The 26398-nt window shown below is 62.7% G+C and carries 29 protein-coding genes; 16 read left to right on the top strand and 13 right to left on the bottom strand.

Annotation, left to right across the window (positions count from 1 at the left end):
• Positions 1-83 precede the first annotated feature (83 nt).
• Positions 84-710, top strand: coding sequence for a YqgE/AlgH family protein (locus tag CW354_RS12115; protein WP_104830356.1), 627 nt, complete (start codon positions 84-86; stop codon positions 708-710).
• A gap of 181 nt (positions 711-891) precedes the next feature.
• Here CW354_RS12115 and CW354_RS12110 read toward each other — a convergent pair whose 3' ends face one another.
• The 5 genes from CW354_RS12110 to CW354_RS12090 form a co-directional block, all read right to left on the bottom strand.
• Complete coding sequence (locus CW354_RS12110; RefSeq protein ID WP_165793681.1) at positions 892-3027, bottom strand: EAL domain-containing protein; 2136 nt, start codon at positions 3025-3027, stop codon at positions 892-894.
• A 231-nt stretch (positions 3028-3258) separates the two neighbouring features.
• Positions 3259-3864 carry a GNAT family N-acetyltransferase gene (locus tag CW354_RS12105; protein ID WP_104830354.1) on the bottom strand — a complete coding sequence of 202 codons (606 nt, stop codon included), beginning with the start codon at positions 3862-3864 and terminating at the stop codon, positions 3259-3261.
• Between the two features lie 124 nt (positions 3865-3988).
• Entirely contained in the window at positions 3989-5239 is a 1251-nt protein-coding gene (locus CW354_RS12100; protein ID WP_104830353.1) for a M16 family metallopeptidase, read from the bottom strand.
• A 5-nt stretch (positions 5240-5244) separates the two neighbouring features.
• Positions 5245-6645 (bottom strand): threonine synthase, encoded by a 1401-nt coding sequence (gene thrC / locus CW354_RS12095; RefSeq protein ID WP_104830352.1) that lies wholly within the window; start codon positions 6643-6645, stop codon positions 5245-5247.
• Between the two features lie 14 nt (positions 6646-6659).
• Positions 6660-7697, bottom strand: a complete 1038-nt coding sequence (locus CW354_RS12090) for an SMP-30/gluconolactonase/LRE family protein (RefSeq protein WP_104830351.1) — start codon at positions 7695-7697, stop codon at positions 6660-6662.
• 192 nt (positions 7698-7889) lie between these two features.
• Between CW354_RS12090 and rpmE the strand changes: the two genes are divergently transcribed.
• Entirely contained in the window at positions 7890-8114 is a 225-nt protein-coding gene (gene rpmE, locus CW354_RS12085; RefSeq protein WP_104830374.1) for a 50S ribosomal protein L31, read from the top strand.
• A 140-nt stretch (positions 8115-8254) separates the two neighbouring features.
• Here the strand turns inward: rpmE and rcdA are convergent, their stop codons facing one another.
• Positions 8255-8782, bottom strand: coding sequence for a protease adaptor protein RcdA (gene rcdA, locus CW354_RS12080; RefSeq protein WP_207764782.1), 528 nt, complete (start codon positions 8780-8782; stop codon positions 8255-8257).
• Between the two features lie 119 nt (positions 8783-8901).
• Between rcdA and CW354_RS12075 the strand changes: the two genes are divergently transcribed.
• Positions 8902-9663, top strand: coding sequence for a DUF429 domain-containing protein (locus CW354_RS12075; protein WP_165793680.1), 762 nt, complete (start codon positions 8902-8904; stop codon positions 9661-9663).
• Between the two features lie 9 nt (positions 9664-9672).
• On the opposite strand, the gene CW354_RS12070 is transcribed toward CW354_RS12075, so the two are convergent.
• Positions 9673-10626 (bottom strand): hypothetical protein, encoded by a 954-nt coding sequence (locus tag CW354_RS12070; RefSeq protein WP_104830348.1) that lies wholly within the window; start codon positions 10624-10626, stop codon positions 9673-9675.
• Between the two features lie 29 nt (positions 10627-10655).
• A complete protein-coding gene (locus CW354_RS12065; protein WP_104830347.1) occupies positions 10656-12011 on the bottom strand; it encodes a hypothetical protein in 1356 nt (451 codons plus the stop codon).
• Positions 12012-12113: 102 nt separating this feature from the next.
• Here CW354_RS12065 and trmFO point away from each other — a divergent pair, with 102 nt between their 5' ends.
• The 3 genes from trmFO (at position 12114) to CW354_RS12050 (ending at position 15483) form a co-directional block, all read left to right on the top strand.
• Positions 12114-13571 (top strand): methylenetetrahydrofolate--tRNA-(uracil(54)-C(5))-methyltransferase (FADH(2)-oxidizing) TrmFO, encoded by a 1458-nt coding sequence (gene trmFO / locus CW354_RS12060; RefSeq protein WP_434056921.1) that lies wholly within the window; start codon positions 12114-12116, stop codon positions 13569-13571.
• Positions 13572-13785: 214 nt separating this feature from the next.
• Positions 13786-14523: a TetR/AcrR family transcriptional regulator gene (locus tag CW354_RS12055; RefSeq protein ID WP_104830346.1), complete on the top strand. Its 738-nt coding sequence runs from the start codon at positions 13786-13788 to the stop codon at positions 14521-14523.
• A 69-nt stretch (positions 14524-14592) separates the two neighbouring features.
• A complete protein-coding gene (locus CW354_RS12050; RefSeq protein WP_104830345.1) occupies positions 14593-15483 on the top strand; it encodes a pirin family protein in 891 nt (296 codons plus the stop codon).
• 114 nt (positions 15484-15597) lie between these two features.
• On the opposite strand, the gene CW354_RS12045 is transcribed toward CW354_RS12050, so the two are convergent.
• A complete protein-coding gene (locus CW354_RS12045; RefSeq protein ID WP_104830344.1) occupies positions 15598-17127 on the bottom strand; it encodes a bifunctional aminoglycoside phosphotransferase/ATP-binding protein in 1530 nt (509 codons plus the stop codon).
• A 223-nt stretch (positions 17128-17350) separates the two neighbouring features.
• On the opposite strand from CW354_RS12045, the gene CW354_RS12040 reads away from it, so the two are divergent.
• A complete protein-coding gene (locus CW354_RS12040; protein WP_104830343.1) occupies positions 17351-17716 on the top strand; it encodes a hypothetical protein in 366 nt (121 codons plus the stop codon).
• Between the two features lie 24 nt (positions 17717-17740).
• Here the strand turns inward: CW354_RS12040 and CW354_RS12035 are convergent, their stop codons facing one another.
• Positions 17741-17935: a DUF1192 domain-containing protein gene (locus CW354_RS12035; RefSeq protein ID WP_104830342.1), complete on the bottom strand. Its 195-nt coding sequence runs from the start codon at positions 17933-17935 to the stop codon at positions 17741-17743.
• A 170-nt stretch (positions 17936-18105) separates the two neighbouring features.
• Between CW354_RS12035 and CW354_RS12030 the strand changes: the two genes are divergently transcribed.
• Positions 18106-19101 carry an NAD(P)H-quinone oxidoreductase gene (locus tag CW354_RS12030; RefSeq protein ID WP_104830341.1) on the top strand — a complete coding sequence of 332 codons (996 nt, stop codon included), beginning with the start codon at positions 18106-18108 and terminating at the stop codon, positions 19099-19101.
• Positions 19102-19259: 158 nt separating this feature from the next.
• Positions 19260-19961: a DUF1013 domain-containing protein gene (locus CW354_RS12025; protein ID WP_104830340.1), complete on the top strand. Its 702-nt coding sequence runs from the start codon at positions 19260-19262 to the stop codon at positions 19959-19961.
• Between the two features lie 19 nt (positions 19962-19980).
• Here CW354_RS12025 and CW354_RS12020 read toward each other — a convergent pair whose 3' ends face one another.
• The gene (locus CW354_RS12020; protein WP_104830339.1) at positions 19981-20760 is read right to left on the bottom strand and encodes an SDR family NAD(P)-dependent oxidoreductase; all 780 of its coding nucleotides are present in this window, start codon (positions 20758-20760) and stop codon (positions 19981-19983) included.
• Between the two features lie 123 nt (positions 20761-20883).
• Positions 20884-21066, bottom strand: coding sequence for a YdcH family protein (locus CW354_RS12015; protein ID WP_207764781.1), 183 nt, complete (start codon positions 21064-21066; stop codon positions 20884-20886).
• Positions 21067-21220: 154 nt separating this feature from the next.
• On the opposite strand from CW354_RS12015, the gene CW354_RS12010 reads away from it, so the two are divergent.
• The 3 genes from CW354_RS12010 to CW354_RS12000 are packed head-to-tail and all read left to right on the top strand — an operon-like array spanning position 21221 to position 22699.
• A complete protein-coding gene (locus tag CW354_RS12010) occupies positions 21221-21814 on the top strand; it encodes a UbiX family flavin prenyltransferase (protein ID WP_104830337.1) in 594 nt (197 codons plus the stop codon).
• Positions 21815-21824: 10 nt separating this feature from the next.
• Positions 21825-22331 (top strand): TIGR02444 family protein, encoded by a 507-nt coding sequence (locus CW354_RS12005; protein ID WP_104830336.1) that lies wholly within the window; start codon positions 21825-21827, stop codon positions 22329-22331.
• A 17-nt stretch (positions 22332-22348) separates the two neighbouring features.
• The gene (locus tag CW354_RS12000; RefSeq protein WP_104830335.1) at positions 22349-22699 is read left to right on the top strand and encodes a YdcH family protein; all 351 of its coding nucleotides are present in this window, start codon (positions 22349-22351) and stop codon (positions 22697-22699) included.
• Here CW354_RS12000 and CW354_RS11995 read toward each other — a convergent pair.
• Positions 22696-23421, bottom strand: a complete 726-nt coding sequence (locus tag CW354_RS11995; RefSeq protein WP_165793679.1) for a GGDEF domain-containing protein — start codon at positions 23419-23421, stop codon at positions 22696-22698. The genes CW354_RS12000 and CW354_RS11995 overlap by 4 nt on opposite strands.
• 435 nt (positions 23422-23856) lie before the next feature.
• Between CW354_RS11995 and purE the strand changes: the two genes are divergently transcribed.
• The 4 genes from purE (at position 23857) to CW354_RS11975 (ending at position 26318) form a co-directional block, all read left to right on the top strand.
• Positions 23857-24357, top strand: coding sequence for a 5-(carboxyamino)imidazole ribonucleotide mutase (purE, locus tag CW354_RS11990; protein WP_104830333.1), 501 nt, complete (start codon positions 23857-23859; stop codon positions 24355-24357).
• A 2-nt stretch (positions 24358-24359) separates the two neighbouring features.
• Positions 24360-25460, top strand: a complete 1101-nt coding sequence (locus CW354_RS11985) for a 5-(carboxyamino)imidazole ribonucleotide synthase (RefSeq protein ID WP_207764780.1) — start codon at positions 24360-24362, stop codon at positions 25458-25460.
• Positions 25461-25586: 126 nt separating this feature from the next.
• Complete coding sequence (locus CW354_RS11980; protein WP_133162294.1) at positions 25587-26045, top strand: hypothetical protein; 459 nt, start codon at positions 25587-25589, stop codon at positions 26043-26045.
• A gap of 93 nt (positions 26046-26138) precedes the next feature.
• Positions 26139-26318 carry a hypothetical protein gene (locus tag CW354_RS11975; RefSeq protein ID WP_104830331.1) on the top strand — a complete coding sequence of 60 codons (180 nt, stop codon included), beginning with the start codon at positions 26139-26141 and terminating at the stop codon, positions 26316-26318.
• Positions 26319-26398 lie beyond the last annotated feature (80 nt).

Raw genomic sequence — 26398 nt, 5'->3', positions numbered from 1 at the left:
GCTTTTAGGCGTCCAAAGGCGCGCCGTCCACCGTCAAACGCGGCCTCTTGCATCGGCGCGGGGCGAGTCCTACTTTTTCCTCTATGGAAGAAACGGATGCGCCGCCTCCCCCGCCGGCTGGCGATACGCTTGCAGGCCAGATGCTGATCGCCATGCCCAATATGGGCGACCCGCGCTTTGACCGCTCGGTGATCTTCCTTTGCGCCCATGACGAGGAGCACGCCATGGGCGTCATCGTCAACAAGCCGCTTGACGACGTGGCTTTGTCCGAACTTTTAGAGCAGCTTGAAATCGCGCCGCAGGACGATGCGGACGAAACGCCCGTGTTTTTCGGCGGCCCGGTGCAGACCGAACGCGGCCTTGTCCTTCACACGCTCGATTACGAGATCGATGCGACGCTTGCGCTCGGCGACGGGCTCGGCCTTACGGCAAGCCGCGACATTCTCATCGACATCGCCGGCAAGGAGCCTAAGAACGCAGCTCCGCGGCGCTGCCTTCTCGCCATCGGTCATGCGGGCTGGGGCGCGGGCCAGCTTGAAAAAGAAATCGCGATGAACGCCTGGATCCATTGCGAGCCGGACGAAGACATCATCTTTAACGGCGCCAAAGAAGATATCTGGAAGCGCGCGCTGGAAAAACTCGGCGTGACGAGCGCCATGCTGTCGACGGAATGGGCGTCGGCGCGCGACGAAGACAAGCCTTTGAATTAGGGCCTTTGAATTAGAGCGGCCAGAGCTAAATCCGCATAGATAGAAAATATTTCTCCGTTCCTTCCCGCGACAGCGGGAATCCAATGCAGGCCGCATCAAATAACGAATTTTTCTGGATCCCCGCTTTCGCGGGGATGAGCGGAATCCGGAAGCCTCGTCGCAGAAACGGAACTGTCAAATCCTAACGCAGATCCTGCGCGCCGCCCCAGAAGCGCCAGCGACGGTGCTTGCGCTCCATCGCGTCTTCTTCGGCGAAATCAGCCTCGTCGCCTTCCGGCTTGCCGCCGGCTTCGGCCCCGACGTCCGCATCCGCCCCCGCATCCGCCATGGCAAGCGCCCGCTTTTCTTCAGCGGGCGCCGCTGCGGTTTCTTCCGGTTCCGACGCGGTGAAGCGCTGGTTTTCCGCCGGCGCTTCCTCCTCAGGCGCACCGGCCGACGCTGTCGCCGGCGCGGGCGCGGTTTCGCTCATCACCGGCCTGCCGAAGGCGAAGCCCTGACCGAAGGCGCACCCCATTTTGCGCGCTTTCGCCGAATCCGCTTTCGATTCAACACCCTCGATAATGACCTTGAGCCCGAGCTCCTTGCCGAGCGACGCCAGCGACGCGACGATTTTCGCGCCGTCGCCATCGGTTTCGAGATCGTTGGTGAAGGACTTGTCGATCTTGAGATAATCGAAATCATATTTCCTGAGGTTCGACAGACAGGTAAAGCCTGCGCCGAAATCGTCGAAAGCGAGCGCCACGCCCGAGGCCTTCAGTTTACGGAACACGTCAAAGGCGAGCGTCGCGTCGCTTACCGCATCGGCTTCTGTAAGCTCGAGCACCAGCGCGTTGTCCGGCAGGTCGTATTTCGCCACCGTCTCGCGCACTTTCTCAAGGAACCCCTCTTCGCGGATCTGCCCCCAGGACACGTTCATCGCGACGAACAGGTCGCGTCGTTTTTCTTTTTCAAGGGCGTCGGCAAGAAACACCGCCGCCTGATCGAGCATGGTCGCAGCGAGCGCCCCGCCTTCGCCAATCCGTTCGGCGGCCTTGACGAAACGCTCCGGGCCTTCTTCGGCGCCTTCTTCCTGACCGCGCCAGCGGGCGAGCGCCTCATAGCCCGAGACCTTGCCGTCCTCGAGCGAAACGATGGGCTGGAAGGCGGCGGCGATGTCGCCATTGGCGAGCGCCGCGGAAAGCTTGGACGTCATGGGATCGGCGGCGGCCGGCGGCACGATCGCCGACTCGGTCGCATATTTAAGCCGCGCCTCGTTGATCGGGCTGCCCGCCAGCGGCTCGACAAAGGCGACCAGTCTTTCGATCTCGCCCGAGCCCTCGTCCGCCGCGCGGGCGCCGCGCATGCGCATCATGCGCCCGTCGAACAATTTGAGGCAAACGTCGAACGGACCGTCCACCGGCGCCAGCAATTCGGAATCGAAGCGCGCCGCATCGTCGGCGTGAATGAAATTGCGCAACGCCTCCGGCGTGAACGGCGCATCGGAGTCGGCGCCGAGCAGCGCCGGAAGCGAGTCCGTCTGGTCGATGGCTTCGGGCGACCAGTCCCAGATCGCGACCCCGGAATAATCGAGCACCCGGGCGATCTGGCTGTCGAGCACGATCTCGGCGCGTTCGCGCGCGGACTTGACCTCTTTGTGGCGCGACGGCGCGTCATGGCTTGTGCGCACGCCGAAATCGATGCTGCGCGGCTCGATCGCCTGCGAAAGGCCGGTTTCCGTGAGCGCGATCATGCTCGCCGCCAGAATGCCGAGCGTGAAGAGCCCGTGCGACGCAAAAGCCATGACGCCGCCTTCCGCCGAGCCGAAAAGACCGAGCAGCGGCGCCGCTGCAGCAAGCACAACGCCCGGCAGAACCAGACGCGCGCCGGAGTCGCCGCGCAAGGCCTGGGTCAAAGACAAGAGCACCGCAAAGCCGCCGACGCCGATCAGCGCCCAGCGCATCATCGGCGCGAGATCGATGCGCTCGAAGAAATTGATGATCCCCATGCCGCCGATGACGAGCGCGGCCGTAAACATCACTCCGCCCAAAAGCGGGTTGTATCGCGCCGCGCCGATGGAGGCTGAGAGAAATACGATGGCGGCCGCCGCGAACAGCGCCTGCATCATCACCGTTGCTTCGCCGGGAAGCGCCGACAAAAAGCCGAGCCGTGAAAATTCGAGTCCGCCTGCAGCCATCACCATTAAGAGGGCGCAAACTGCAAGGCCGCTTCTTCGGATCGCCGCATAGCCTGCAAGAAAGGCCATCGCCACGATAAAGGCGCCCGCTACGGCGCCGCGCAACAATTCAGCTTGAGCCAGTCCCGAGAACCCGTCCGCCAAGCCAAACACTCCTACTGCCACCATGTATTAACCCCGAACCCCTCAACGCTTGCCCTAAGACCGCATGAAAACGGCCTTTTTTGAGCGGCTCCCCCGGACTGGACTGCAAAAGCCCCGCCCTCGCGCGACTAACAGCCGCGCATTCGCCCTGTGTCATCTTCACGCGGCTATGAATTTATCGCAAGAGCCGGGCCGGAATTCGGAACGAATTTTTGACTTGACGGGCCCGATCTAGGACTCAGCGTCCTTGTTTTTGCGGCAATCCGCGGCGGTCAGCGCATAGATGACGTGATCGCGCCAGGCGCCGTTGATCATCAGATAATCCCGGGCGAGGCCTTCACGCAGAAAACCGCAACGCTCCAGCAGTTTTTGCGATGCAATATTCCCCGGCTGGCACGCCGCCGTCAGACGGTTAAGCTCAATCGCATCAAAGGCGTGGGCGGCGATGGCCTTGACCGCCGCCGTCCCGTAGCCGCGCTGCGCATAAGGCGCGCCCACCCAATAGCCGAGCAAAGCCGAGCGCGAAGCGCCATAGCGGATATTGCTCAGCGTTGCGCCGCCGATGAGCGCATGGTCGCCGATCCGGAAGGCGAGAAGATAAAGACCGCCGCCGCGCCGCCGGTCCCGGTCGTAAAGGCGCAGACGCCGTTTGAACGCAGAAAGGCTCGCCTGCTCCGGCGTCCAGGCCTCTTCCCATTCGGTCAGATGCGCCCGGCTCTCATCGCGAAGCGCCGCCCAGGCGGGATAATCGGTCAGGACCGCCGCGCGCAGCATCACCGGCTCCTGGACGAGCACCGGATTAAAGGCCGGGTTGGAGGGCGCATTGGCGAACAGCATCGCCGCCTTATAGCGCGATTAAGGGCGATGCAAAAATCGGATTTAGAAGCCGTGTCTCAGTTTGCCTTCGCCCTTCGAGACAGCCCCGCCCCTCAGGATGAAGGCAAACTGAGACACGACCGATTTAGGAAAACTTCAAAGCCGCCTCGACCGGGCCGATTTTGCACGGGCCGACAATGGAGACGGCGCATGGGCCTTTGAGGGCCCGGTCCGCGCAGCGCTGCATGTCCTCGACCGTGATCGCGTCGATGCGCGCGAGGATGTCATCGGCGTCCATCAGCGCGCCATAGGTGAAAAGCTGGCCCGCCGCCGCCTCGATGCGGTTCGCCGGGCTTTCAAGGCCGAGCATCAGGGACGACCGCAACAGCGCCTTGCCGCGCGCGACTTCTTCCACGCCCATGGCGCCTGCTGTCGCCGCCATTTCATCGCGGATGATTGTCGCCGCCTCGGCGATGTGTTTGGCTTCCGCATTCACATAGGCGCCGAGAAGCCCTGCATTCTCAAACCCGTCGGCGAAGGCGTAAACCGAATAGGCGAGCCCGCGCTCCTCGCGAATTTTCTGGAACAGCCGCGAGGACATGCCGCCGCCGAGAACATCCGCATAAAGACGGGTTGCGAAAAAGTCCTCATGGGCCGAGGGAACGCCCGGAAAGGCGACGGCGAGATGAGTCTGTTCGATTTTGCGCTTGTCGTGGAGAAGCCCGCCGATGAAATGCGGGTCTTCGCGCGCGCCGCTCTCGCCTTCAGCGCTGAACCCGCCGAACCAGTCTTCGGCGAGTTTTAAAAGCGCGCCTTCGTCCACCCCGCCGGCGGCGGCGAGGATCATGTCGTCCGGGCGATAACAGCGGGCCATGAAACCGCGCAGGGAGTCACGGGTCTGGGCGCGCACGCTGTCCGGCGTGCCGAGGATCGGCCGGCCCAGAGGATGCGTCCCCCAGGCCGCTTCGGTGAGTTTTTCGAAAACCACGTCGTCGGGCGTGTCCGCCGCCTCGCCGATTTCCTGCACCACGACTTCGCGCTCGCGCGCCAGTTCCTCTTCGTCGAACAAAGGGTTCGCGAGAATGTCGGAAAGGATGTCGGCGCCGAGCGCCAGATCGTCTTTTAAGACGCGCGCGTAATAGCCGGTGCGCTGGTGGCTTGTGGCGGCGTTCAGATAGCCGCCGACCCCTTCGATCTCTTCGGCGATGGCGAGCGCCGAACGCCGCCCGGTGCCCTTGAACGCCATATGTTCGAGAAGATGCGCAATCCCGTATTCGCCCTGGCGCTCATCGACGGAGCCGGCGCGCACCCAGACGCCAAGCGCCGCGGTTTTAAGCTCCGGCATGGGATCGGCGACGACGCGCACGCCGTTCGGCAGGGTGTGTAAGGAAACCATTGAGGTCAGGTTCCGAACGCGCTGCGCATGAGCGCCTTCACGGCGTCCGGTTCGGCGGGCGCATGCTCCATCTTTTCCGGACGCTCGAAGAGATCGGCGTAAGCGGCGGGCAGCGCCGGCGTCTGTCCCGTCGCTTCTTTCACCGCTTCAGGGAATTTCGCCGGATGCGCCGTCGACAGCGTGACGATCTTGCCTTCAAGCGCGCCCATCTGGCGAAGCCGGCGCGCCGCGGCGCGGCCCACCGCCGTATGCGGATCGATGAGCGCGCCGGTTTCTTCGTAATGGCGTTTGATCTCCGCGAGGGTCTCTTCCATGGAAACGGCGTCGGAAACGAAATCGTCGCGGATCGCGGCGAGCGTTTCCTCGTCGAGCTTCATGGCTCTCGCCTTTGCGAAGTCTTCCATCGCCGCCCTGAGCGCTTTTGCGTCGCGATGTTTCGCCTCGAACAAGAGCCGCTCGAAATTACTGGCGACCTGAATGTCCATGGAGGGCGACGCGGTCGGCTTCACCGCGCCCGGCGTGTAATCGCCCTGCGCGATGGCGCGATGGAGAATGTCGTTGGCGTTGGCGGCGACGCCGAGCTTGACGATGGGAAGCCCCATGCGTTTCGCTGCATAGCCCGCGAAGACATCGCCGAAATTGCCCGTAGGCACGACGAAATTCACCGCCTCGCCGCTTTCGGCGAGCCGCGCCCATGCGGTGAAATAATAAACCGTCTGCGCCGCCAGCCGCGCCCAGTTGATCGAGTTGACGCCGGACAGCCGCACGCCGCGCGAGAAAGCTTCATCGGCGAAAAGCGTTTTCACGATCGCCTGGCAGTCGTCGAAGGAGCCTTTGACCGCGACATTCATCACATTGGGCGCGATGACCGAGGTCATCATGCGCTGCTGCACGGCGCTGACGCGGCCTTCGGGGAAAAGGACGGCGACATTGACCCGCAAACAGGATTTCAACGCCTCGATCGCCGCCGAGCCCGTATCGCCGGACGTCGCCACAATAATCGTCCGGCGCTCATCACGGCGTTCGAGCGCCGCATCGTAAAGACGCCCGAGGATTTGCATCGCAAAATCCTTGAAGGCGAGCGTCGGCCCGTGAAACAGCTCGAGCATGTAGTCTTCACCGCCGAGCGGAACGACCGGCGCGACGTCTTTGTCCGCGAATGTCGCATAAGCCTCCGCCGTCATCTTTGCGATGTCGGCCTTGTCGAAACTCTCGCCGGCAAAATGCGACAGGATTTCCGCCGCGGCTTCGGCGTAAGGCAGGGAGCCGATAGCCCGCGCCTCCTGAACCGAAAAGACCGGCCAGCCTTCGGGCATGTAAAGCCCGCCATCCGGCGCCAGGCCGGCGAGGAGCGCGCCTTCGAAATCGACGGCGGGGGCGGCCCCGCGGGTGGAGACGTATTTCATGGGCGCTCTATTGCTTATTCCGAGGCGGCAGGCAAATCGCAATAGAGGAATTTTCGCTCGTAAAGCGCGCCGATGAGCAGCTTGCCGCCAAGCCGCGCGGCGACCGTCGCCGCCGATTGCTGCTCGCCGCCATCCCGGTAAACGGTCGAGACCGCCCCGTCCGGCGCGACCCGGAGCACTTCGGAGGGCGCGGTCGCCTCCGCATTTCTTTTCAGGCGCGGCAACAGGAGCGGCTTCGGCAGGGCGGCGACCCAGAGCGCGCCTTGCCCGTCGAAGCTGAGATTGTCCGGCGCGGCGTCGAGCGGGATCGTCTCCGCCAGCGTCAGCTTGCCGTTCGCGCTGTTGCGCTCGAAGACCTTCACCCTCTTGGCGGCGCTTTCCGCCGCATAGAGCTTGCTCCCATCCGGCGACAGGGCGAGCCCGTTGGCGAAACGCAGCTTGTCCGCAACGACGCTCCATTGCGGGCCGTCCACATAGAAGATTTCGCCGAGATCGGACGCCGTCAAAAAGTGAAACCCGGCGAGCGGCGAGTTGCGCCCGGGGCGCAGATCGTTGCTGACGTAAAAGCGCCTCGGGCCCGCCGCGGCGACGCTGTTGGGGCTTAAGATCCGCCGCTCGGCGAATGTTTCGAGATGCGCGAGATCGCCGTCTTCTTCAACGCTGTAAAGCTCGATAGAAGGCCCCGCCTCGTTCACCACAAAGAGCCGGCGCGTTTCGCCGTCCTCGTAATAGCTGATCCCCAGAGGCCGGAAGTCGGCGGGAACGCCGCCGGTGCGGTCGCGCCAGGCCGTCTCGGCCAGCGGATCGTTCAGATCGAAAAGGTGGATCGCCCCGCGCGCGCCGTCCGCCCGGCGGTCGAGGGAGGAGATGAAAGCGAGCCTTCTTTTGGCGTCGATTTCGATGTCTTCGGGCCCGGCGATGCCCCGGACCGGCTGACAGCGCGCCAGCGTCACCGGCTCGATGGCGGCGAACTGGTTAAAAGCGGCGAGGCGCCAGGCGGCCGCGCCGCCCAGAATGAGAAGAACAGCCAGCAAAAACAACAGGAAACGCATGATACAGGGGCGAGCTCAAGAGGATTTCAGGACGGTCGGCGGCGGCCCGAAATCATAACATTGCACCTGCGAAGGCGCTAGATTGCGATTCTCCTAATTCCAGGGCTTGCGAAGCGCTGCGCCCCCGCGTATATGGCCCCGCTCCAAGCCGAAAAAACAACAGATTTGCGCCCCGCGCGAAGGACCGCCGTCATGAAGAAAGACATCCATCCGACTTATCATACGATCAAGGTCGTCATGACCGACGGTTCGACCTTCGAAACCCGCTCGACCTATGGCGAAGAAGGCGCGACCATCAATCTCGACATCGACCCGCTGTCGCATCCGGCCTGGACCGGCGGCCCGCAGCGCGTCGGCGAGCGCGGCCGCGTGTCGAAATTCAACCAGAAATTCGGCTCTTTCGGCCTGAAGAAGTAAGGCGTCTGACGCCGCGCATCCCGGCCCCCGGGTTCGGCCAAAGGCCGGCCCGAGGATAAACTCCAGCCGGGATCTCCATCCAAAAGCTCAAAATAAATTGAACAAGGTCCCGGCTTTCGCCGGGATGAGCGGGCGTGTGTTTACCGCCCGCCGAAAGCTTTCAAGAGCGCGCGCTGCTGGGCGGCGGCGTCGTTCTTTTCGACAGGCGCGGCCTCGCCGGTGAAGAGTTCGGCGTCGAGACGGCTGATGCGGTTGTAAAGCTGGTGCGCGGCGTCGATCAGGGCCACAAGGCGCTCGGGCAGGCCTTCTGATTTGAATTTCACCGAAGCGGCTTCGCCCGGAATGAGCCGGTATTTGTCGTCGCTCGCCTCGCCCAGCACCATCTCGCCTTCGCGCACGGCCCTCAGAACCAGGAGCCAGGAGGCGATCTGCATGAGCTGCGTCGTCAGGCGCATGGAGGCGCCGGCGTAAGAGAGCGCCGTTTCGCGCGGAAGCTCTTTAGAGGCGTCGCGCCCCTCGCCGTCTAGGTAATTGGCGGTCTCTTCAACCAGCGCCATGCCCTCGCGGAACGTCCGTGCAAAGAGCTCCGACTGAACGAAATTTTCGGCGCCTTTCGCCTCTTCCCCCGTCCCGTCTTCTGTGATGTCTTCGATACCCATTATTTTCATTCTTCCGCTTCCTGTCAGGATGCCGCCCCTCAGGGCTGCTGACAAGCCGGTCATTGGCCTTGCCTTGAGATATCCCCCGGCTCATGCCCAAAAGGGCACGGAGCAGCCCGGAATCAGCAATGCCCATGCCATCGCCGGATCGGACAACCAGAAAGCGAGCCGGCGCAAGCGAATTCGTTCTGGGCGTCGACGGATGCCGCGCCGGCTGGATCGTCGCGCGCCTTAACCTTTCCGGCATGAGCGCGAACGGGTTCATTGCGATGTCTTTTGCAGAGATTTTAAACGGCGCCGGGGCGCAAGCGGCGATGATCATGGTCGACATGCCCATCGGGCTTGCAGACAGCGGCAGGCGCGCCTGCGAGGGACTGGCGCGGCGAAGGCTCAAACCGGGGCGCACATCGAGCGTCTTCACCCCGCCGCGCCGCCCGATGCTGAATTTTGACGCCTATGAAGAGGCCAATGCGTGGGGAAAGCGGCAGGAGGCGAAAGGCGGGCTCTCCAAACAGGCCTGGATGATCGCGCCGAAAATCCGCGAGGTCGACGCCGCCATTACGCCCGCCGATCAGGCGCGGCTCGGCGAGGCTCATCCGGAAGTCGCATTCGCCCGGCTGAATGACGGCCGCCCCTGCGCGCACGCAAAGCGCAGACAGGAAGGCGAAGAGGAGCGGCTGGCTTTGCTGACGCGCGCCGGGTTTTCGGATGCAGAAGATATCTATCAGGCGCTGCGCAAGGAGCACGGCGCCAAGGCCGTGAAACGCGACGACGTCTACGACGCCTGCGCGCTGGCGCTGACGGCCAAAGCCCGGCTTGAGGGAAAGGCCGTGCATCTTAGCGACGGCGCCCGCGACGCGCGCGGTCTTGTCATGGAAATCTGGGGCTGAGCCGCGCGCCTATTGGCCGGTCTTGAGGCGGCGATAGATAATCGCCTGCAAGGAGAACTGCACGCCGAAAATGAAGATCTGGTAGGCGAAGCTGGCGGCGAATTCGATAGCGCCGAAGAGCTTGCCGATCACCGCGGCCGAGCCGCCGAGACCGGTCATCACGCCCAGAAAGCTCATGGTCAGCCAATAGACGATCGTCATCACCAGCATGGCCATGAAGAAGAGGACATAAACCCCGAAGATCGACCAGGCGTGCCCGAAGGTCATGCGGAAGGCGCCGAACAGAAGAAGCCGGTTTTCCGACGCCGAGCCGGGGGCGAAAGGCGCAAGCTTGACATTGATATAGATCAGCGCCGGCAAGGCGAACATAAAGCCTAAAAAGAACAGGCCGATCGGCGCCAGCCGCTGCGCCTCTTCCAGCGAAGGCTGATAGGACGAGTCTTGTGACGAGGCCTCGACCATGGCGAAGAAATCGGGCCACGCAGCGAAGAAATCGCCGATCCCGTGACCGTTCAGCGCCAGCATCAGCAATGAAACGGCGCTGATGACGACATAGTTGATCCCATTCAAGATCAGCATGGCGAAGAAAACGCGCAAAGCCGGTCCGTCAAGCCGCAGATGCGCGACGCCGGAGCGTTCTTCCCCGAGCGCCACGAGCCGGTAAATGGACGCCGCGAAACCGCTATAGAGAAACAGCGCGATTACGCCGACGCCGATCCATGTCAGCGCCGCCATCGGCATCGACAACCGGAAAGCCTCCTGGAAGTCGGAGAGCGCCGGATCCTGCACCCCCTCCAGCGCCTTCAACGCCTCCATATCGAAGACGAGATTCGTCGCGCCAAAGGCGAGCAGCATGACCATGACGACCGGCAGCCAGGCGAACCGGAACACCGTCGTCCAGCGGTAAAAGCCGAACTGAAAGGCCTCGTTAAGAATGTCTCCGGCCCTGATGCGTTCCGACACGCGTCTCTCCGCCTGTGTTTGCCTAAGGTTTAATGCCCGGCTTCGCTTTCCCGGTAAAGCCGCCCGTAAAGCCCCGCCGTGACGCCGAAAGAAAAGAACGCCCAGACAATATTCACCAGAATTTTGATGATGTTCCAGACCCAGACGAAAAACGGCATCACCCACTCCGCCGTCACCCCGGAATTGACCAGTTTCGTCGAGACCGCCGTGGCCGAGGCGAGAACCTGCAGGCTCCGCAACACCAGCGGCAGGAGAACCGCGTTGAGGACAACCGCCTGCACGACAAAAAGCAAAAGCCCGATCAGCGTCAGGATGACGGCGAGACGCAAGATGTTCCAACCGCGGGTGACGCTGAAAACGCCGCCAAGCGCCATGGATTTGCGACAGACGACGACGCCCGGATACGCGAAGAGCCGCAGGCTGATATAGTTCATCACGAAAAAGGAGACGACCCCGAAGAACAACACCCGCGCCGACGGCGCCTGCATGGTGAAATTAAGGCTTTTGAGAACGCCGGTCATGTTGAGATTGGCGGCGTCGAACAGGCTCGAAACATAGCCGAGAAACCCGACATTCTCACGAAACCGGCTCAACATCAGTTCTGCAAAAAAGAAATAGGCGCCGGCGAGCAGCAAAACGGCGACGGCAAAAGTCGTCAGCGCGCGCAGCACCGCATTGCCCGGCTCCGGCGCATTGGGACGGTTTTCCGGCGCAAAGTGAAAGAACAGGAACAGCCAGAACAGAATGGCGAGCGGCGCGGCGGCGGCGAGCGGTATGATGCGGTTGTAGATCCATGACTGCCCGCTCTCAGCCACAGCATCGCCGACCGTCGTAATCTCGATCGTGTGCAGGCTTTCCGGGTTTGGAAAGCTTGCCATCGTCTGGGACAGCGCGGCGGCGATATATTTCAGCGTATAGAAAGTCGTCAGCGCCACCGGGCCGAACACCAGGACAGCGACAAAAAGCAGGCTGAAAAGGCTGGCGGCGAGGAAGCGTAACTCGCCGTCGCCGAATGGCGCATGAACGATCCCCGGCGCCGGCTTTTCGCCGAGCCCCGCATAACGGATCAGGGGCGCGATGATCGAGGCGGTGAGAATGCCCTGCGCCAGAAGGCTCGCCAGCGTGATCGTCCACATGGCGCCGGGATTGTTCTGAAAGCCGCGCGCGGCGTACCGGCCGACTTGTTGCTGCGCGCTGGCGAAAGACGGAATATCGGCGAAGGTGATGACCTGCCCGGCGATCACCGAGGCCATGGCGAACACCGCCGCCATGCTGGCGATCATCGACAGAAGGACCGGCAGCCAGGCGACCCGGGCGATCGTCTCCATCCGGCGTCCGCCGAAATGAAGCGACTCCCCCACAACGGAAAAAATACGCAATCCCATCAAACCCCTCGCGGCCGTCTGGCGCAGCCATCGTCCTCAGGCTAGCCGGAATGCGGGCTGCGCGCCACAGGAAGACGGCAAATAAGGCCGCCTCAGGAGAAGATGTTGCGCCGCGCGCTGGCTCAGGTAGAAGCGCGGACCATGAGTGAAAACGGCGTCATCCATATCATCGGCGCGGGGCTCGCAGGCTCGGAAGCCGCCTGGCAGGCGGCCGGGAGCGGCGCCCGCGTCATCCTTCATGAAATGCGGCCCGTGCGGGGAACCGAAGCGCACCAGACCGGCGGTTTCGCCGAGCTCGTCTGTTCCAACTCCTTCCGCTCCGACGATGCAACGCAGAACGCCGTGGGTCTTCTCCATGAGGAGATGCGCCGGGCGGGCTCTTTGATCATGCGCGAGGCGGACGCCAACAAAGTGCCCGCCGGCGGGGCGCTCGCCGTCGACCGCGACGCCTTTTCCGCGGGCGTCACCGCCGCGCTCGAGGCCCATCCCAATATCGAGATCCGGCGCGAAGCGATCGAAACCCTGCCGCCCGAAGACTGGGAGAATGTCATCGTCGCCACGGGGCCGCTCACCGCCGCGCCGCTCGCCGAAGCGATCCGCGCACTCACCGGCGAAGAGTCCCTCGCCTTTTTCGACGCCATCGCGCCGATCATCTACAAAGAGACGATCGATTTCGACATCGCCTGGATGCAGTCGCGTTACGACAAGAAGGGTCCCCATGCTCAGGAAACGGGCGGCGACGGCGCCGATTACATCAACTGTCCCTTCGATGAAGATCAGTATGCGGCTTTTCTGAACGCGGTCCTCGAAGGCGAGAAAACCGAGTTCAAGGACTGGGAGAAATCGACGCCCTATTTCGAAGGCTGCCTGCCCATCGAAGTGATGGCCGAACGCGGGCCAGACACGCTGCGCTACGGGCCCATGAAGCCTGTGGGGCTCACCGACCCGCGCACCGGCAAACGCCCTTACGCGGTCGTGCAGTTGCGCCAGGACAATGCGCTCGGCACGCTCTACAACATGGTGGGCTTCCAGACGAAGCTGAAATACGGCGCCCAGACCGACATTTTCCGGATGATCCCCGGCCTTGAAAAAGCGGAGTTCGCGCGGCTCGGCGGCATCCACCGCAACACCTTTTTGAATTCGCCGAAGCTGCTCGACGCTTCCTTGCGGCTGAAAGCCCGGCCCGCTTTACGCTTCGCCGGTCAGATCACCGGGGTCGAGGGCTATCTGGAAAGCGCAGCCATCGGCCTCCTCGCCGGGCGCTTCGCCACCGCCGAGGCGAAAGGCGCGGCCCCGGCTGCGCCGCCGCCGACGACGGCGCTGGGCGCGCTCATCGGTCACATCACCGGCGGGCATGTCTCCGACAACCATGGCAAGAACTTTCAGCCCATGAATGTCAATTTCGGCCTCTTTCCCGAGATCGAGATCCCGCGCACCGATTCGCAGGGCCGGCGCATCAAAGGCAAGGAAAAGGGCTTTGCGCGGAAGCGGGCGCTCGCATCCAGAGCTCTATCAGAGCTTGGACCATGGCTTGAAAAACCGTCCGTAGCCACTGAATAAATTAGACTTTTTGTTGAAAAGCCTGGACCTTGTCCCAGGAGTGGGCCGCGACGGGTTGCCCCGCCGCGGCCCCCCCGACGTGCAGCAGGGGGAGAACACCGCACAGCCGGGAAACCGGAACGCCTATGATTGCAGCCGCACCGGGCGGCTTGTCTAGTGCGTCAAAACCTGTTTAGGTCATATGACCTAGACCAACGCGATTTACGGGGGAGTAATGGCGTCGTCAACTGATCACAGCGCAAATGATGAAAAAAGTCAGAATGCTTCCGCGCAATCATTATCGGCTGAAACCGAAAAGGCCCTCGCCGCGATTCTGACCCATCTCAGCGAGTTGCAGCGCGCGCGCCCGACAGTGCAGATCTGCGACGGCAAGACCGGCCGGACCAAAACCACCATCGACAAGATTTTAAAGGCCGCCAATCTGGTCTTCACCCGCAACGGCCATGGCGGGCTTTCGCTCAGGAAAGTCGCCGAGGAAGCAGGCATCGCGGTCGGCAACCTCACCTATCACTTCCCGACCAAGCATGCCCTTCTCGACGCCATGATGCGCGAGGCGCTCGCCGATTACGTGGAGGCGCATCTCGCGCAGTTTCAGGCGGACGAGGATGAACCGCTCGACATCCTTCTCAATGTTGTCGAGTTCTATGTGCGCAATGCGCGCGAAAGCCATCAGTTTTTCTACCAGCTTTGGGGCTTCGCCGGCTCAAGCGAGGAAGCGCGCGAAATGGTGCGCGGGCTTTACCGCCCTATCGGCCGCTTCGTTTACTATCTCGTGCGCGCCGCCAATCCGAAACTCACCGACAGCGAAGTGCGCCAGGCCGTGTTGCAGATTTTCAGCCTCGAAGAAGGCTACAAGCTGTTCATCGGCATGGGGCCCGACACCGCGCCGGCGATCCAGAACGCGGAGAACGACATCCGCGACCTCACCTTGCGGATCATCCGCGCGGCGTAAAGCTCACAACTTCGCGCGTGCGCGGCGTTATGGCTTGAACGCCGCCGCGGTTGCGGCCACTTTCGATGGATGAGCGCCATTTCCATCGTCATCGAACCACGCACCCGCGATCTCGGCGGTTTCACCGTCGGGCGCGTCCTCCCCTACGCCAAACGGCGCACGGTCGGCCCCTTCATCTTTTTCGACGAAATGGGCCCCGCCGACTTCGCGCCCGGAACCGGCATCGACGTGCGCCCGCACCCGCATATCGGGCTCGCCACCGTCACCTATCTTTTCGATGGCGAGTTGCGCCACCGCGACAGTCTCGGCTTCGATCAGGTGATCCGGCCGGGCGATGTCAACTGGATGATCGCCGGGCGCGGCATCGTCCATTCCGAAAGGACGGACGACGAACCGCGCGAAAAAGGCCAGACCATGCACGGCATTCAGAGCTGGTTCGCGCTTCCCGAAGCGCACGAAGAAACCGCGCCGGAATTTCATCATCACCCGAAAGAGACCCTGCCGGTGATCGAGCGCGAAGGGCTTTCCATGCGCCTCATCGCCGGCTCGGCCTTCGGCGAAACCTCCCCGGCGAAAACTTTTTCGCCGATGTTTTATCTCGGGGTGGAAGCCGAGAAAGACGCCGCCATCCCCCTGCCCGACGATTATGAGGAGCGCGCGCTTTACATCCTCGCCGGCGCCGTCGAGATCGACGGCGAAACATATGAACGCGGGCGCCTGATCGTGTTCGAACCGGGCGCCGCGCCGGAAATCACGGCGAACGAGGCGTCGAAACTGATGCTGCTCGGCGGCGCTTACCTCGGTGAACGCCATATCTGGTGGAACCTCGTCTCTTCCAGCGAGACCCGCATCCAAAAAGCAAAAGCCGACTGGACCGCCTCGGCCGCCGGCGGCTTCAAGGGAACGGTCTTCACCCTGCCCCCGGACGAGACGGAGCATATTCCGCTGCCGGCGGATTGATTTTTTCCACTCATCCCGGCCCGAGGACAAACGCCGACCAGGGTGAGCGGATTACGACGCGGCTATACGTAATCGACTCCCCACGGTCGAGCCGTGGCGAGTCGCTGTCAGGTCTCAATCCGCCAGCGCCGCCCTCACCCGCGCCGCAACCTCCTCCACCGTTCCCGTCGCGTCGATGCGCGTCCAGCCTTGCCCAAGGCTTTCCGGTTCGCGCTGGGCTTTTGCGACTTCGGCGCCGGCGTCGGAGGCGTCGCCTTCGCGGCCCCCGATGCGTTCAAGGCGCACCGCCAAAGGCGCGTCGAGCCAGAAGCCTGCGACGGGCGTATGGGCTAATGAAGCCGCCGCTTCGCGCATTTGCTTTTCCTGAAAGGTCGCGTCGATGATGACGCTGGCGCCCGCGTCGAACGCCGCCGCGGCGTGGGCGAAGAGATCGTCATAGACTTTGGCCCGCGCTTCAGGCGCGTAAGCGTCCTTCTCCATCTTCTCTTCCGGCGCCTTGTCGCGGGCGCGCTTGCGCAAAACATCGGTGCGCAGCCAGCGCGCGCCCGCCGGCCCCGTCATTGTCCCCGCAAGCTTCTTTGCGACCGCCGATTTGCCGGCGCCGGAAAGCCCGCCAATGGCGACGGCGCGGGGATGCGTATGATGCAGCAAATCGAAAGCGAGACGGCGGTATTCGTCCGCCTCTTCGAAATGCTCCGCCTCCACCGCCACGGCCATGCGCACGGTCGCGCGCAACGCCATGAAAAACGGCAGCAGTTCAAGCGCCGCTTCCTCCTCGCGCGCCGCATCCCAATAGCGGTTCATGACGAGGTTTGCGCCTTCCTTCATGCCGATCCGGCGCAAATCCATGAGAAGGAAAGCAAGATCGTAAAGCACGTCATTGGTCGCGAGCCGCTCGTCGAATTCGAGCGCGTCGAACAAGGTCGGTTCGCCCTCGAACAGGCACATATTGCGCAAATGAAGATCGCCATGGCCGCGCCGCACTTTCCCTTCGCGCCGCCGCCGCTCGATCAGCGGGTCTGCATGGGCGAGCGCCGCATCGAGCGCGTCGTAAAGCGACGGATCGCCCACATGCAGCCCAAGACGGTCCGCGCCGTCGGTTTCCGTTTCGCGCAGCTCACGCACAATCGCGCGATAATCGGCGGCGTGGCCGGTCGTCAGCACGGGCTCGAGGGCGCCGTGAGCTTCGGCGATCGCATCCGCCGTCTTTTCCAGAAGCGCCGGCGTCAGGCGCCCGGCCTTGGCGAGTTCGTCGAATTGCATGGACTGGTCGAAGCGCTTCATCTCGATCACCCAGTCGAGGGGATCGCCCTTCCCGCCGATGCGGTAACGCCCGCCCTCAAGCGCGACCACGGACTTCACGCCGACATACATGGCGCCGGCCATGCGCCGGTTCACGTCGAGTTCGGCGAGACAGCCTTGATGACGTTTTTCAAGGGTCGAAAAATCGACAAAGGGCAATTTCACCGCGCGTTTCATTTTGTAAGCGCGGGTCTTCGTCAAGAAGACATGGCTCAGATGCGTGTCGATGCGCGGCGCGGCGAGCGCCACATCCTCGACGCGGCCCGTGTCAAACGCAGCGAGGAGATCGGCCTGCGCGGCAGCGTCCGGCGTTCTTTCCTTTCCCTCATTCGACGTCGCCATAGGCTCATCGCTCCTCAAAAAATGGCGGCCTGCCGTCCTTATCGTTAACACAGCCGCGTTAGGTTTTCAGAAACCTTTGAGACGGGCGGCTGGCGCGCTCCATAAAATCTTTCCGGATAAATTGGCGCAATTTTTAACACAGGCGCCGACACTGCGGTCAGGGCGGAACAATGCGGCGTGTCATGGGCTGAATGCACGCAATCGAGTCGCGAGGGAAATTGACATGTCTGAGAGCCAAGTCTCAACCGGCAATCAAGAAATAACCTGGTTCTGGGAAGAGGTGGAAGCCGACGTCAGAGAGACCCTGACGCCCCAGCAGCGCGTCGCGATTGAAAACGCAGTCAAAAATTCGTCTTCGCACGCGCAACCCGCCGATGTGCGGCTTTATCTCGGAAAATATTTCGTCAGGATCATCGCCGGCAAAGAACGCCGCAATAAAAAACGTCTGAAACAGGACCTTAAAGACAATCCGGTGTTCGCCCGCAAGAACACCCCCGTCATCGTCTTTTACTGGATCGTGATGTTTCTGGCGACGCTCTATATTCTGGGCGCCACGAGCAAAGTCATCATGCATTATTACTTTATGTGACGGACTTGCGGGAGCCGGAACAGGCTAGAACTTGAACAGCTTCTCCGCTTCCGAGCGCGTGTCGCCGCGGCCCTTCAGCTCTTCTTCGCAACGCGTGACTTCCGCCTTGAGGGCGTCGATGCGGTCTTCGAGATCGCCGGCGGATAGGGCGTAAAGATCCTGCTTCGCCAGATATGACAGGGTCATGTCCGGTTTTTCGCTGAGCGGTTCGTCGTCCATGGCGGGCCTCCCTTATGCGGCTCGGGGACGGACTTTGCGAAATCATGGCGCTTAAGGCAAGAATGGAAGAAAATCGGTCGTATCTCAGTTTGCCTTCATCCTGAGGAGCGGGGCTATATCGAAGGGCGAAAGCAAACGGAGACACGACCTGAAACTTGTGAGCGAGCCCAATGACCAAAGCCATCCCCACCGCCATGCAGGCCATCGTGATCACCGAGCCCGGCGGTCCGGAGGTCCTGCAATTAATGGAATGCCCGGTTCCGGAGCCGAAGGGCAATGAAGTTCTGATTCGCGTCGCCGCGGCGGGGGTGAACCGGCCTGAAGTCTTGCAGCGCAAAGGGCTCTATCCGCCGCCGCCGGGCGCTTCCGACTTGCCCGGCCTTGAATGCGCGGGCGAGATCGCCGCTGTCGGCGAAGACGTTAAAAACTGGAAACCCGGCGACAAGGTCTGCGCGCTCCTCACCGGCGGCGGTTATGCGCAATACGCGCTCGCCGACGCAGGCTCCGTCCTGCCGGTTCCGGGCGGGCTTTCAATGGAGGAAGCGGCGGCGCTTCCCGAAACAATCTTCACGGTCTGGGCCAACGCCTTCGACGACGCACAGTTGAAGGCCGGCGAAACCCTCCTCCTGCACGGCGGCACGAGCGGCATCGGCATGACCGCCATCGGCCTCGCCAAGGCGATCGGCGCGAAAGCCGTCGTCACCTGCGGCACGAAAGACAAATGCGACGCGGCTAAACGGCTCGGCGCCGATGCGGCGTATCTTTATGACGAAGACAAATGGGACGAGGCCGTCAAGGAAAGCGGCGGCGCCGATGTCGTCCTCGACATAGCGGGCGGCGATTTCGTGGCGCGCAATCTCTCCTGCCTCAATTTCGGCGGACGCCATGTCTCCATCGCGCCCCTGCGCGGGGTGGAGGCGACGATCAACATCTTCACGATCATGCGGAACCGGCTGCGGCTTTCCGGCTCGACCATGAAATCCCGGCCTTTCGCGGAAAAAGCCCGCCTCGCTGCGGATATCAGGGCGACGGTCTGGCCGCTCATCGAAAGCGGGGCCTTCCGCCCGGTCCTCGATAAAATTTTCCCGCTGGCCGAGGCCGCAGACGCCCACGCCCGCATGGAATCAGGGGCCCATACGGGCAAAATCGTCCTCAGGGTCCCCTAATCGCCGATCTCTCCTTGGCGAATACGGCCAAAGCGTCTATATAGCCCGCCAATCGCGTTCAGGCGCGTCGCTTTCCCCGAAAATCCGGCGGTTAGCGCGGCTTCCCGGAAGGGGGGCCGCCCCGTAAGCTTTTCGGGCCGACCCATTGGAGACATGACATGGCCGACCGTCCGCTGATGCCGATCGCAACCGCCGTCTGGCTGATCGACAACACCTCCTTGAGCTTCGACCAGATCGCCGATTTCTGCGGCCTTCACCCCTTGCAGGTGAAAGGCATCGCCGACGGCGACGTGGCGGCGGGCGTGCGCGGCATCGACCCGATCACCAACCACCAGCTCTCGCGCGAGGAAATCGAAAAAGGCGAAGCCGACGACGCCTACAAGCTGAAACTGTCACGGCCGAAAACCGTCGTCGCGGAAAGACCGCGCAAAGGCCCGCGCTACACCCCGGTCTCGAAGCGCCAGAACCGCCCGGACGCCATCGCCTGGATGGTGCGCAATCATCCGGAAATCTCCGACGCGCAAATCGCGAAACTCCTCGGCACCACGAAAACCACCATCCAGTCCGTGCGCGACCGCACCCACTGGAACTCGGCCAACCTGGAGCCGCGCGATCCTGTGGGCCTCGGGCTGTGCACCCAGATCGATCTCGACGCCGTGGTCAGAAAAGCCGCGGCGAAACGCGCCAAGATGATGAAAGACCAGCCGCAGCCGGAAGCCGGCCCGTCGCTCGAACCGACGCAGGATCAGGCCCCGGCCGCGCCGGAAACGGAAGAGGAAGAAAAGAAAATCGACCTCGAGCGGGTGTTCGCCGATTTCGGCGGCGGCGAGGACGAGAGCGGAGACGAAAACAAGGAATAAGGCCGGGCTTTGCGCCGCCTCACGTCTTTTTCTTCTTCGCGCCGCCGCCATGCGCGGCGAGTTTGCCGCCATCCACATAAAGCGTCTGGCCGGTGACATAGGACGCCGCGTCGCTGGCGAGGAAGAAGACAACCTCCGCCACTTCGTCCGGATCGCCGATGCGTTTCAACGGCGTCGCCTCGCGCTCCCGGTCGCGCTCGCTTTCCTCCATGTCGCCCTTGATGGCGCCGACGCCGACGAGATTGGCGCGCACCCCGTAAGGCGACATGGCGATGGCGACAGCCTTGGTGAGCTGATGCAGCCCGCCCTGCGAGGCCGCGAAAGCAACCTGCTCGGCGGCGGCCGTCACCGCCTGCACCGAGCCGATATTGACGATGGCGCCGGAGACCCGCTCGCCCCCTTCTTCATCGAGGCGCTTGGCGAATTGCTTCGCGACCGCCTGATTCATGAGAAAGGCGCCGCGAAGATTGGCCGCCACCACGCGATCGAAATCGTCTTCGCTGGTTTCAAGGAACGGCGCGGTGAAATGCGCCATCACCGTATGGGCGAGCACGTCGATCCGCCCATATGCGTCGAGCGCTTCGGCGATGATGTTGTGAACGTGAAGCCGTTTCGTCACTTCGGCGTGAACGAAGGCGGCCTCGCCGCCGGCGCCGTTGATTTCATCGGCGAATTTCTGGCCGGCTTCTTCATTCGGGTCCGCCAGCAACAGCAGGTCGCCATTGGCGGCGAAACGCCGGGCGCAGGCCGCGCCGACGCCGTGCGCCGCATCGGTGACGATTACAGTGCGTGAAGGCATGTCATCACTTTCTCAAAAACCAAGCGGCGCACTTATAAGTGCGCCGCCGCCGCATGCAAGATGTCCGGGGCAGATCGCGCCGGCTCGCATATTATCGTTTGTCGGTCAGGCCAGGCTTTTCGTTCAACTGGCCAATTTGTTCTGTGTTCGGAGTTCCTCAAGCTGGTCCTTGATTTTCAACTTCTGACGTTTCAGCTCCACCACGCGCAGTTCATCATAGCCCGGAGATTTGGTTTCGGCGTTAATCGTCGCCTCCAGCTCCTGGTGCCGCTTGTTGAGCGTTTCCATGTGAGCCTTAATCGCCATAATTGGCCTCCTTTTCTGGGGTGGTTATACGCCTTATCTAAACACGGAAAACCGGGTTTTGTCACGGATTCTTCATCGGACGAAAGCGGTCGTTTTTGTTGGCGGTCTGTTCACCATTGGTTTATGAATGGGGGTCCAAGATATTGAGTTCGCTATGAAAACGACCCGCAAAATAGTTATCGGCGTGACCGGCGCTTCGGGCGCCGTCTACGCCCGGCGGGCGCTTGAAGCCCTCAGCGAGACGGATGTGGAAACGCATCTCGTCCTCAGCCGCGCGAGCGAAATGACGATTCGCTACGAGCTGGGTCAATCCGCCGCCGATTTCGCCGAACTCGCCGACTATCGCTATGCTGTCGGCGATGTCGGCGCGCCGATTTCCTCCGGCTCGTTCAAAACAATCGGCATGCTGATTACACCCTGCTCGGTGCGCACCATGTCGGAGATCGCGACCGGCGTGACGGCGTCTCTCTTGACGCGCGCCGCCGACGTGACGCTGAAAGAACAGCGCAAACTCGTTCTCATGGCGCGCGAAACGCCATTTCATCTCGGCCATTTGCGCACCATGACGGCGCTCGCCGAAATGGGCGCGGTCATCGCGCCGCCGCTCCCCGCTTTTTACGCCGAACCGCAAAGCGTCGGCGAGCTTGTGGACCAGTCGGTCGGCCGCGTCCTCGACCTCTTCGACATCGAAACGCCGCTCGTCAAACGCTGGGGCGAAGACCTTGAAAAAGGAAAGCGCCCGAAATGAGCAAAGTCATATGAGCAAAGTCCGGGGCAACGCCTTCTGGCAATGGTCGAACGACGCCTATGAGATGCCAGGCGCCAAGAACCGCCTCATCTACATGCAGGACGATTTCGGCTTCGACGTGAATCTAACGCTGTGGTGCTGCTGGCGGGCAAGCGAAGGCGAAACCCTCGGCAAGGACGCCCTAAAGGAAGCCGAGAAGGCGGTGAGCGACTGGTCGGAAGGCGTGATCGAACCGTTGCGCGAGGCGCGGCGCAACGCAAAAGACGGCCCGCCCGGGCTTTACGAACAGATCAAAGCGGCCGAGCTCGAAGCCGAACATCGCGAACAGGACATTCTCTACGGGCTTTCGCGCCCCGGAACGCCGATCGGCCGCGAAGACATGCTTGACGCCGCCAGAAACAATCTCGCTCTTTACGCAAGTCTCATCGACGCGCCGCGCCGAAGCGGCTTCACCACGACGCTGCTTCGCGATCTGGCGGACCATATTTTCCCCGCCTCCTCCGCGGGCAAAAGCTGAGCAGAACAGGAACGGGCATGAGCCAGGGCGAGCCGCCGGAAAACGGGCCGGACAAGAAGACGGAACAGGACGACGCCGCAAAGCAGCGCGCAAAGCTCGACGCCTTGCTCTTGTCGGGAGAACGCTTTTGCGCGCGCGGTTTCGCCGCGAAGGACAATGATTTCGACGGCGCCAATGACGAGGCGCTCGCCATCCGCCTTGCGACGCTCGAACAGGAGCACCGCGATCTCGACGCGGCGATCACCTCGCTTGAGATCAACTCGCCCTACGAACGCCTGACGATTGCGCGGCTGAAAAAGAAAAAACTGGCGCTGAAAGACCTCATTCAGGAGGTCAAGGATTCCATGCTGCCGGATATTATCGCCTAACCGTCGCCCTTGCGCGATTTTTGTTCGTACATCGCCGAATCGGCGCGGGCCATGGCTTCGTCGGCGGAAAGCCCTTTGGCGATTTCCACGACGCCGCAGGAAATATGCGCGGTGAAATCTCCATCCTTCCATGGCGTCGGATTTGCGGCGACGGCCTGGCTCAGCTGTTGCGCCTTCATCTCCGCCGTCGACTGATCGGCCTGGGTCAAGATCACGCCGAATTCGTCGCCGCCGAGCCGTCCCACCGCGTCCGACTGGCGCACATTCGCCGAAAGCACGGCGGCGACATGCGCGAGCGCCGCATCCCCCGCTCCGTGCCCCTTGGCGTCATTGATCTTTTTGAGATCGTTGAGGTCGACGAAAATCAGGCTCGCCTTCATCCCGTAACGGTCGATCAGGCCGAGCGTGCGGTCGAGCTCGCGCACAAAGGCGCGGCGGTTGAAAATATCGAGCATGGGATCGCTGTCGGCGAGCCGTTCAAGTTCGGTGATGCGCTCCTGCGACCAGGAGAGCTGATCCCTGAGGCTCTGCACCTCCTGCATCAGCGAGACCAGCGTCTCGCGCACCCGCGGCGTCAGATCCGCCTCGGGAATGCCGGCGAGCGTAATCTGATCGGCGGGCGCCGCGCTGCTGTTCGCGGCGGCCTGCGCCGGCGCCCCCGCGCCGCGTTTGCGGTCGATTCGGGCGCTGCTCGCAGATTTTGGCGAGTCGCCAATCTTCATAACACCCTCCAAAGCGCAAGCCGCGGCGGATCGACAGAAATCCGCTCCCGCTTGCGATTCCCCCCTCATGCTTAACGCGCTTGGCCCTTCCTCGCCAGTAAGCGCGATTCGTGCGCATCAGCGCAAATTCCCGCCATTAGCCTAGCGATGAAAGTGTTAACCCCCCGTGTCGCTTCGGCGCAGGGACCGCTCGTTTCGCCGAAAGACCGTCGCACCCCCCTTGTGACAAACGTCGCCGAAGCCCAGTTTCAAAAGGCGGATAAGGCCGCGCTGAGAAGTCCCCTTCAACGCGCAGCCTGCTCCCGCGTCCGGTGAGAGGAGGCGTCGGCTCTCGCGCCCCCGTCTTAGGCTGGCGTCTCCTCGTCCGGACCGGCTGTCGCTTGCGCCCCCGTTTTCCCCTGCTATAAGCGCCGCTTCCCGGAACCGGAGGCTGCCATGAGCGGCGCGCAAAACTCATCTCCCCTTGTCGGCGTCATCATGGGCTCGCGCTCGGACTGGCCGGTGATGGCCAAGGCCTGCGAAATGCTGGATGCGCTCGGCGTTGCTTACGAAACGAAAGTGGTCTCCGCCCACCGCACCCCGAAACGGCTTTACGACTATGCCTCGGGCGCGAAAGCGCGCGGGCTCAAAGTCATCATCGCCGGGGCCGGCGGCGCGGCGCATCTGCCCGGCATGACGGCGTCCATGACGCCGCTCCCCCTCATCGGCGTGCCGATCCAGTCGAAGGCGCTGAAAGGTCTCGACAGCCTTCTTTCCATCGTCCAGATGCCGGCGGGCGTGCCCGTTGCGACGGTGGCGATCGGCGAAGCCGGCGCGGCGAACGCCGGCCTTCTCGCGGCGGCGATGCTCGCGACAAGCGATGACAAGCTCGCCGAAAGGCTCGACAAATGGCGCGCGGCCCAGACGGACGCCGTCGCTGAAAGCGTGGAAGATTAGGCGTGATCGTCGAACCGAACGGCGTCATCGGCATATTGGGCGGCGGCCAGCTTGGGCGGATGCTGGCGACCGCAGCGGCGGAGATCGGCCTAAAAACCCATATTCTGTGTCCGGACGATCACGCGCCCGCTTATGACGTTTCGTCGGCGCATACGGTCGCCGGTTATCTCGACGAATACGCCCTCGCCAAGTTCGCCAAATCCGTCGACGTCATCACTTATGAATTCGAAAACGTGCCGGTGGAAGCGGTCGAATTTCTCAACAATCTCGGCGCCGTGGTGCGCCCCGGCGCAAAGGCCCTCGAAACCGCGCAGGACCGGCTCGTCGAAAAAGAATTCGCGCGCGGCATCGGCGCTGAGACCGCCGCCTTTCACCCCGTCGACGATCTCGATTCCCTGAAAGCGGGGCTCGAAAAAGTCAGCCGTCCGGCGATCCTTAAAACCCGCCGCCTCGGCTATGACGGCAAGGGCCAGACCCGCATCACGACGCAAGACAGCGATCTGTCGGGCGCTTATGAAAAAGCGATCGAATTCGCCTGGGACGAAGTCGGCGCCGCGCCCTCGATCCTCGAAGGCTTCGTGCCGTTCACGCGCGAGATTTCCATCATCGGCGCGCGCGGGGAGAACGGCGAGATCAAACTCTACGATCCGGCGGAGAACGTCCACAAGGGCGGCATCCTGAGAACCTCGAGCGTTCCCGCCGCCGTCAGCGAAGCAACGGCCGAAAAGGCGCGCGCCGTGACGCGCAAGATGCTCGAAGCGCTCGATTATGTGGGCGTCATCGGCGTCGAGTTTTTCGTCCTCGAAAACGGCGACGTCATCGTCAACGAATACGCCCCGCGCGTTCACAATTCCGGTCACTGGACTGAGGACGGATGCGCCGTCTCGCAATTCGAACAGCATATCCGCGCCGTCGCCGGCTGGCCGCTCGGCGATCCGGCGCGCCATTCCGATGCGGTGATGGAAAATCTCATTGGCGACGATGTGAAATCATGGCGCGCCCTCGCAGGCGAGCCGCAGACTTGCGTCCATCTTTACGGCAAGCGCGAAGCAAGACCCGGCCGCAAGATGGGGCATGTGACGCGCATTACGAAAAAAAGCTGACGCAGCTTGCCGGCGCATTCGACGCCACACTCTGGACAAATTTTTCACGCAATCTGAACAGGACTGGGTTGGAGGGCGTCGAGACGCGCAAGACGCAAAGGCTTGTGCGAGGAAGGCAGCCGCGTCATGCCCGCCGTCGATCCCATCCCGTTCTATCCGACGCCGTCGCCTGCAAGAAAAGGCGCCTCGCCTTATCCGCGCGGCGCCGATGCGCTGCGGCGCTTCATTCAGGGCGCGGGCGCGGTGTTTCTCGTCTTTCTCGGCGCCAACACCATGACCGGCGCCAAGGCGGACCCCGCCATTCCAGCCGAGCCCGTCGCTTATGATTTTTCGTCCGTCGAAGGCTTATTGCAGACCATGACGGCGAGCCAGATCGCCGGCCCGGCGCAGATCAGCGCCGCCCTGTTCCTGTTCTTCGCGGCGGGCCAGAGCGCGGCGCGGTTTTTAGGGCTCGGCGCCGCCGCCCTCGCCATCTTTCTTTACATGCAAGGCGTGACCGTGCCGGACGTCATGAATTTCAGCGGACAGGTGGCGCGCCATGCGGGCGATGCGATCAACGCCCTGATGGCGGCCCGCGCGCAGTAAGCCGGAACGGCGATCCTCAAGAACAAAGTCTTGCGTCTATGCGGGCGAGGCTTATCTAACCTTCCCTGATCGCGCGCAACGGAGACTGACCCCATGGCCCATCACAAACGCAAAGGACCGAAATCCTCGCGCGCGGGCTGTCTGTTGTGCAAGCCGCATAAGCGACAGGGCGCGCCGGTGAATATTCGCGAAACCTTCAGCACCCTGCGCAAGCGCAAAATCGCCGGCGAAAAAATCGCCGAAGCGGTGGCGCGATCCAAGACGCTTCGCTAAAAGCCTTCATCCTGAGGAGCAAGAAATCCCTTCGTCCTTCGAGATGTTCGCTTCGCTCACCCTCAGGATGAAGGGATTTC

The sequence above is a fragment of the Hyphococcus luteus genome, assembly GCF_002943565.1.
GTDB lineage: Bacteria > Pseudomonadota > Alphaproteobacteria > Caulobacterales > Parvularculaceae > Hyphococcus > Hyphococcus luteus.
This window is presented reverse-complemented; position numbering and strand designations above follow the sequence as displayed.

Bases quoted from the DNA above. Each gene is read 5' to 3' on its own strand.
- CW354_RS12115 (WP_104830356.1), top strand. From the start codon at position 84: ATGGAAGAAACGGATGCGCCGCCTCCCCCGCCGGCTGGCGATACGCTT.
- CW354_RS12105 (WP_104830354.1), bottom strand. From the start codon at position 3,864: ATGCTGTTCGCCAATGCGCCCTCCAACCCGGCCTTTAATCCGGTGCTC.
- CW354_RS12100 (WP_104830353.1), bottom strand. From the start codon at position 5,239: ATGGTTTCCTTACACACCCTGCCGAACGGCGTGCGCGTCGTCGCCGAT.
- thrC (WP_104830352.1), bottom strand. From the start codon at position 6,645: ATGAAATACGTCTCCACCCGCGGGGCCGCCCCCGCCGTCGATTTCGAA.
- CW354_RS12090 (WP_104830351.1), bottom strand. From the start codon at position 7,697: ATGCGTTTCCTGTTGTTTTTGCTGGCTGTTCTTCTCATTCTGGGCGGC.
- rpmE (WP_104830374.1), top strand. From the start codon at position 7,890: ATGAAGAAAGACATCCATCCGACTTATCATACGATCAAGGTCGTCATG.
- rcdA (WP_207764782.1), bottom strand. From the start codon at position 8,782: ATGAAAATAATGGGTATCGAAGACATCACAGAAGACGGGACGGGGGAA.
- CW354_RS12075 (WP_165793680.1), top strand. From the start codon at position 8,902: ATGCCCATGCCATCGCCGGATCGGACAACCAGAAAGCGAGCCGGCGCA.
- CW354_RS12065 (WP_104830347.1), bottom strand. From the start codon at position 12,011: ATGGGATTGCGTATTTTTTCCGTTGTGGGGGAGTCGCTTCATTTCGGC.
- trmFO (WP_434056921.1), top strand. From the start codon at position 12,114: ATGTTGCGCCGCGCGCTGGCTCAGGTAGAAGCGCGGACCATGAGTGAA.
- CW354_RS12055 (WP_104830346.1), top strand. From the start codon at position 13,786: ATGGCGTCGTCAACTGATCACAGCGCAAATGATGAAAAAAGTCAGAAT.
- CW354_RS12050 (WP_104830345.1), top strand. From the start codon at position 14,593: ATGAGCGCCATTTCCATCGTCATCGAACCACGCACCCGCGATCTCGGC.
- CW354_RS12045 (WP_104830344.1), bottom strand. From the start codon at position 17,127: ATGGCGACGTCGAATGAGGGAAAGGAAAGAACGCCGGACGCTGCCGCG.
- CW354_RS12040 (WP_104830343.1), top strand. From the start codon at position 17,351: ATGTCTGAGAGCCAAGTCTCAACCGGCAATCAAGAAATAACCTGGTTC.
- CW354_RS12035 (WP_104830342.1), bottom strand. From the start codon at position 17,935: ATGGACGACGAACCGCTCAGCGAAAAACCGGACATGACCCTGTCATAT.
- CW354_RS12030 (WP_104830341.1), top strand. From the start codon at position 18,106: ATGACCAAAGCCATCCCCACCGCCATGCAGGCCATCGTGATCACCGAG.
- CW354_RS12025 (WP_104830340.1), top strand. From the start codon at position 19,260: ATGGCCGACCGTCCGCTGATGCCGATCGCAACCGCCGTCTGGCTGATC.
- CW354_RS12020 (WP_104830339.1), bottom strand. From the start codon at position 20,760: ATGCCTTCACGCACTGTAATCGTCACCGATGCGGCGCACGGCGTCGGC.
- CW354_RS12015 (WP_207764781.1), bottom strand. From the start codon at position 21,066: ATGGCGATTAAGGCTCACATGGAAACGCTCAACAAGCGGCACCAGGAG.
- CW354_RS12010 (WP_104830337.1), top strand. From the start codon at position 21,221: ATGAAAACGACCCGCAAAATAGTTATCGGCGTGACCGGCGCTTCGGGC.
- CW354_RS12005 (WP_104830336.1), top strand. From the start codon at position 21,825: ATGAGCAAAGTCCGGGGCAACGCCTTCTGGCAATGGTCGAACGACGCC.
- CW354_RS12000 (WP_104830335.1), top strand. From the start codon at position 22,349: ATGAGCCAGGGCGAGCCGCCGGAAAACGGGCCGGACAAGAAGACGGAA.
- CW354_RS11995 (WP_165793679.1), bottom strand. From the start codon at position 23,421: ATGAAGATTGGCGACTCGCCAAAATCTGCGAGCAGCGCCCGAATCGAC.
- purE (WP_104830333.1), top strand. From the start codon at position 23,857: ATGAGCGGCGCGCAAAACTCATCTCCCCTTGTCGGCGTCATCATGGGC.
- CW354_RS11980 (WP_133162294.1), top strand. From the start codon at position 25,587: ATGCCCGCCGTCGATCCCATCCCGTTCTATCCGACGCCGTCGCCTGCA.
- CW354_RS11975 (WP_104830331.1), top strand. From the start codon at position 26,139: ATGGCCCATCACAAACGCAAAGGACCGAAATCCTCGCGCGCGGGCTGT.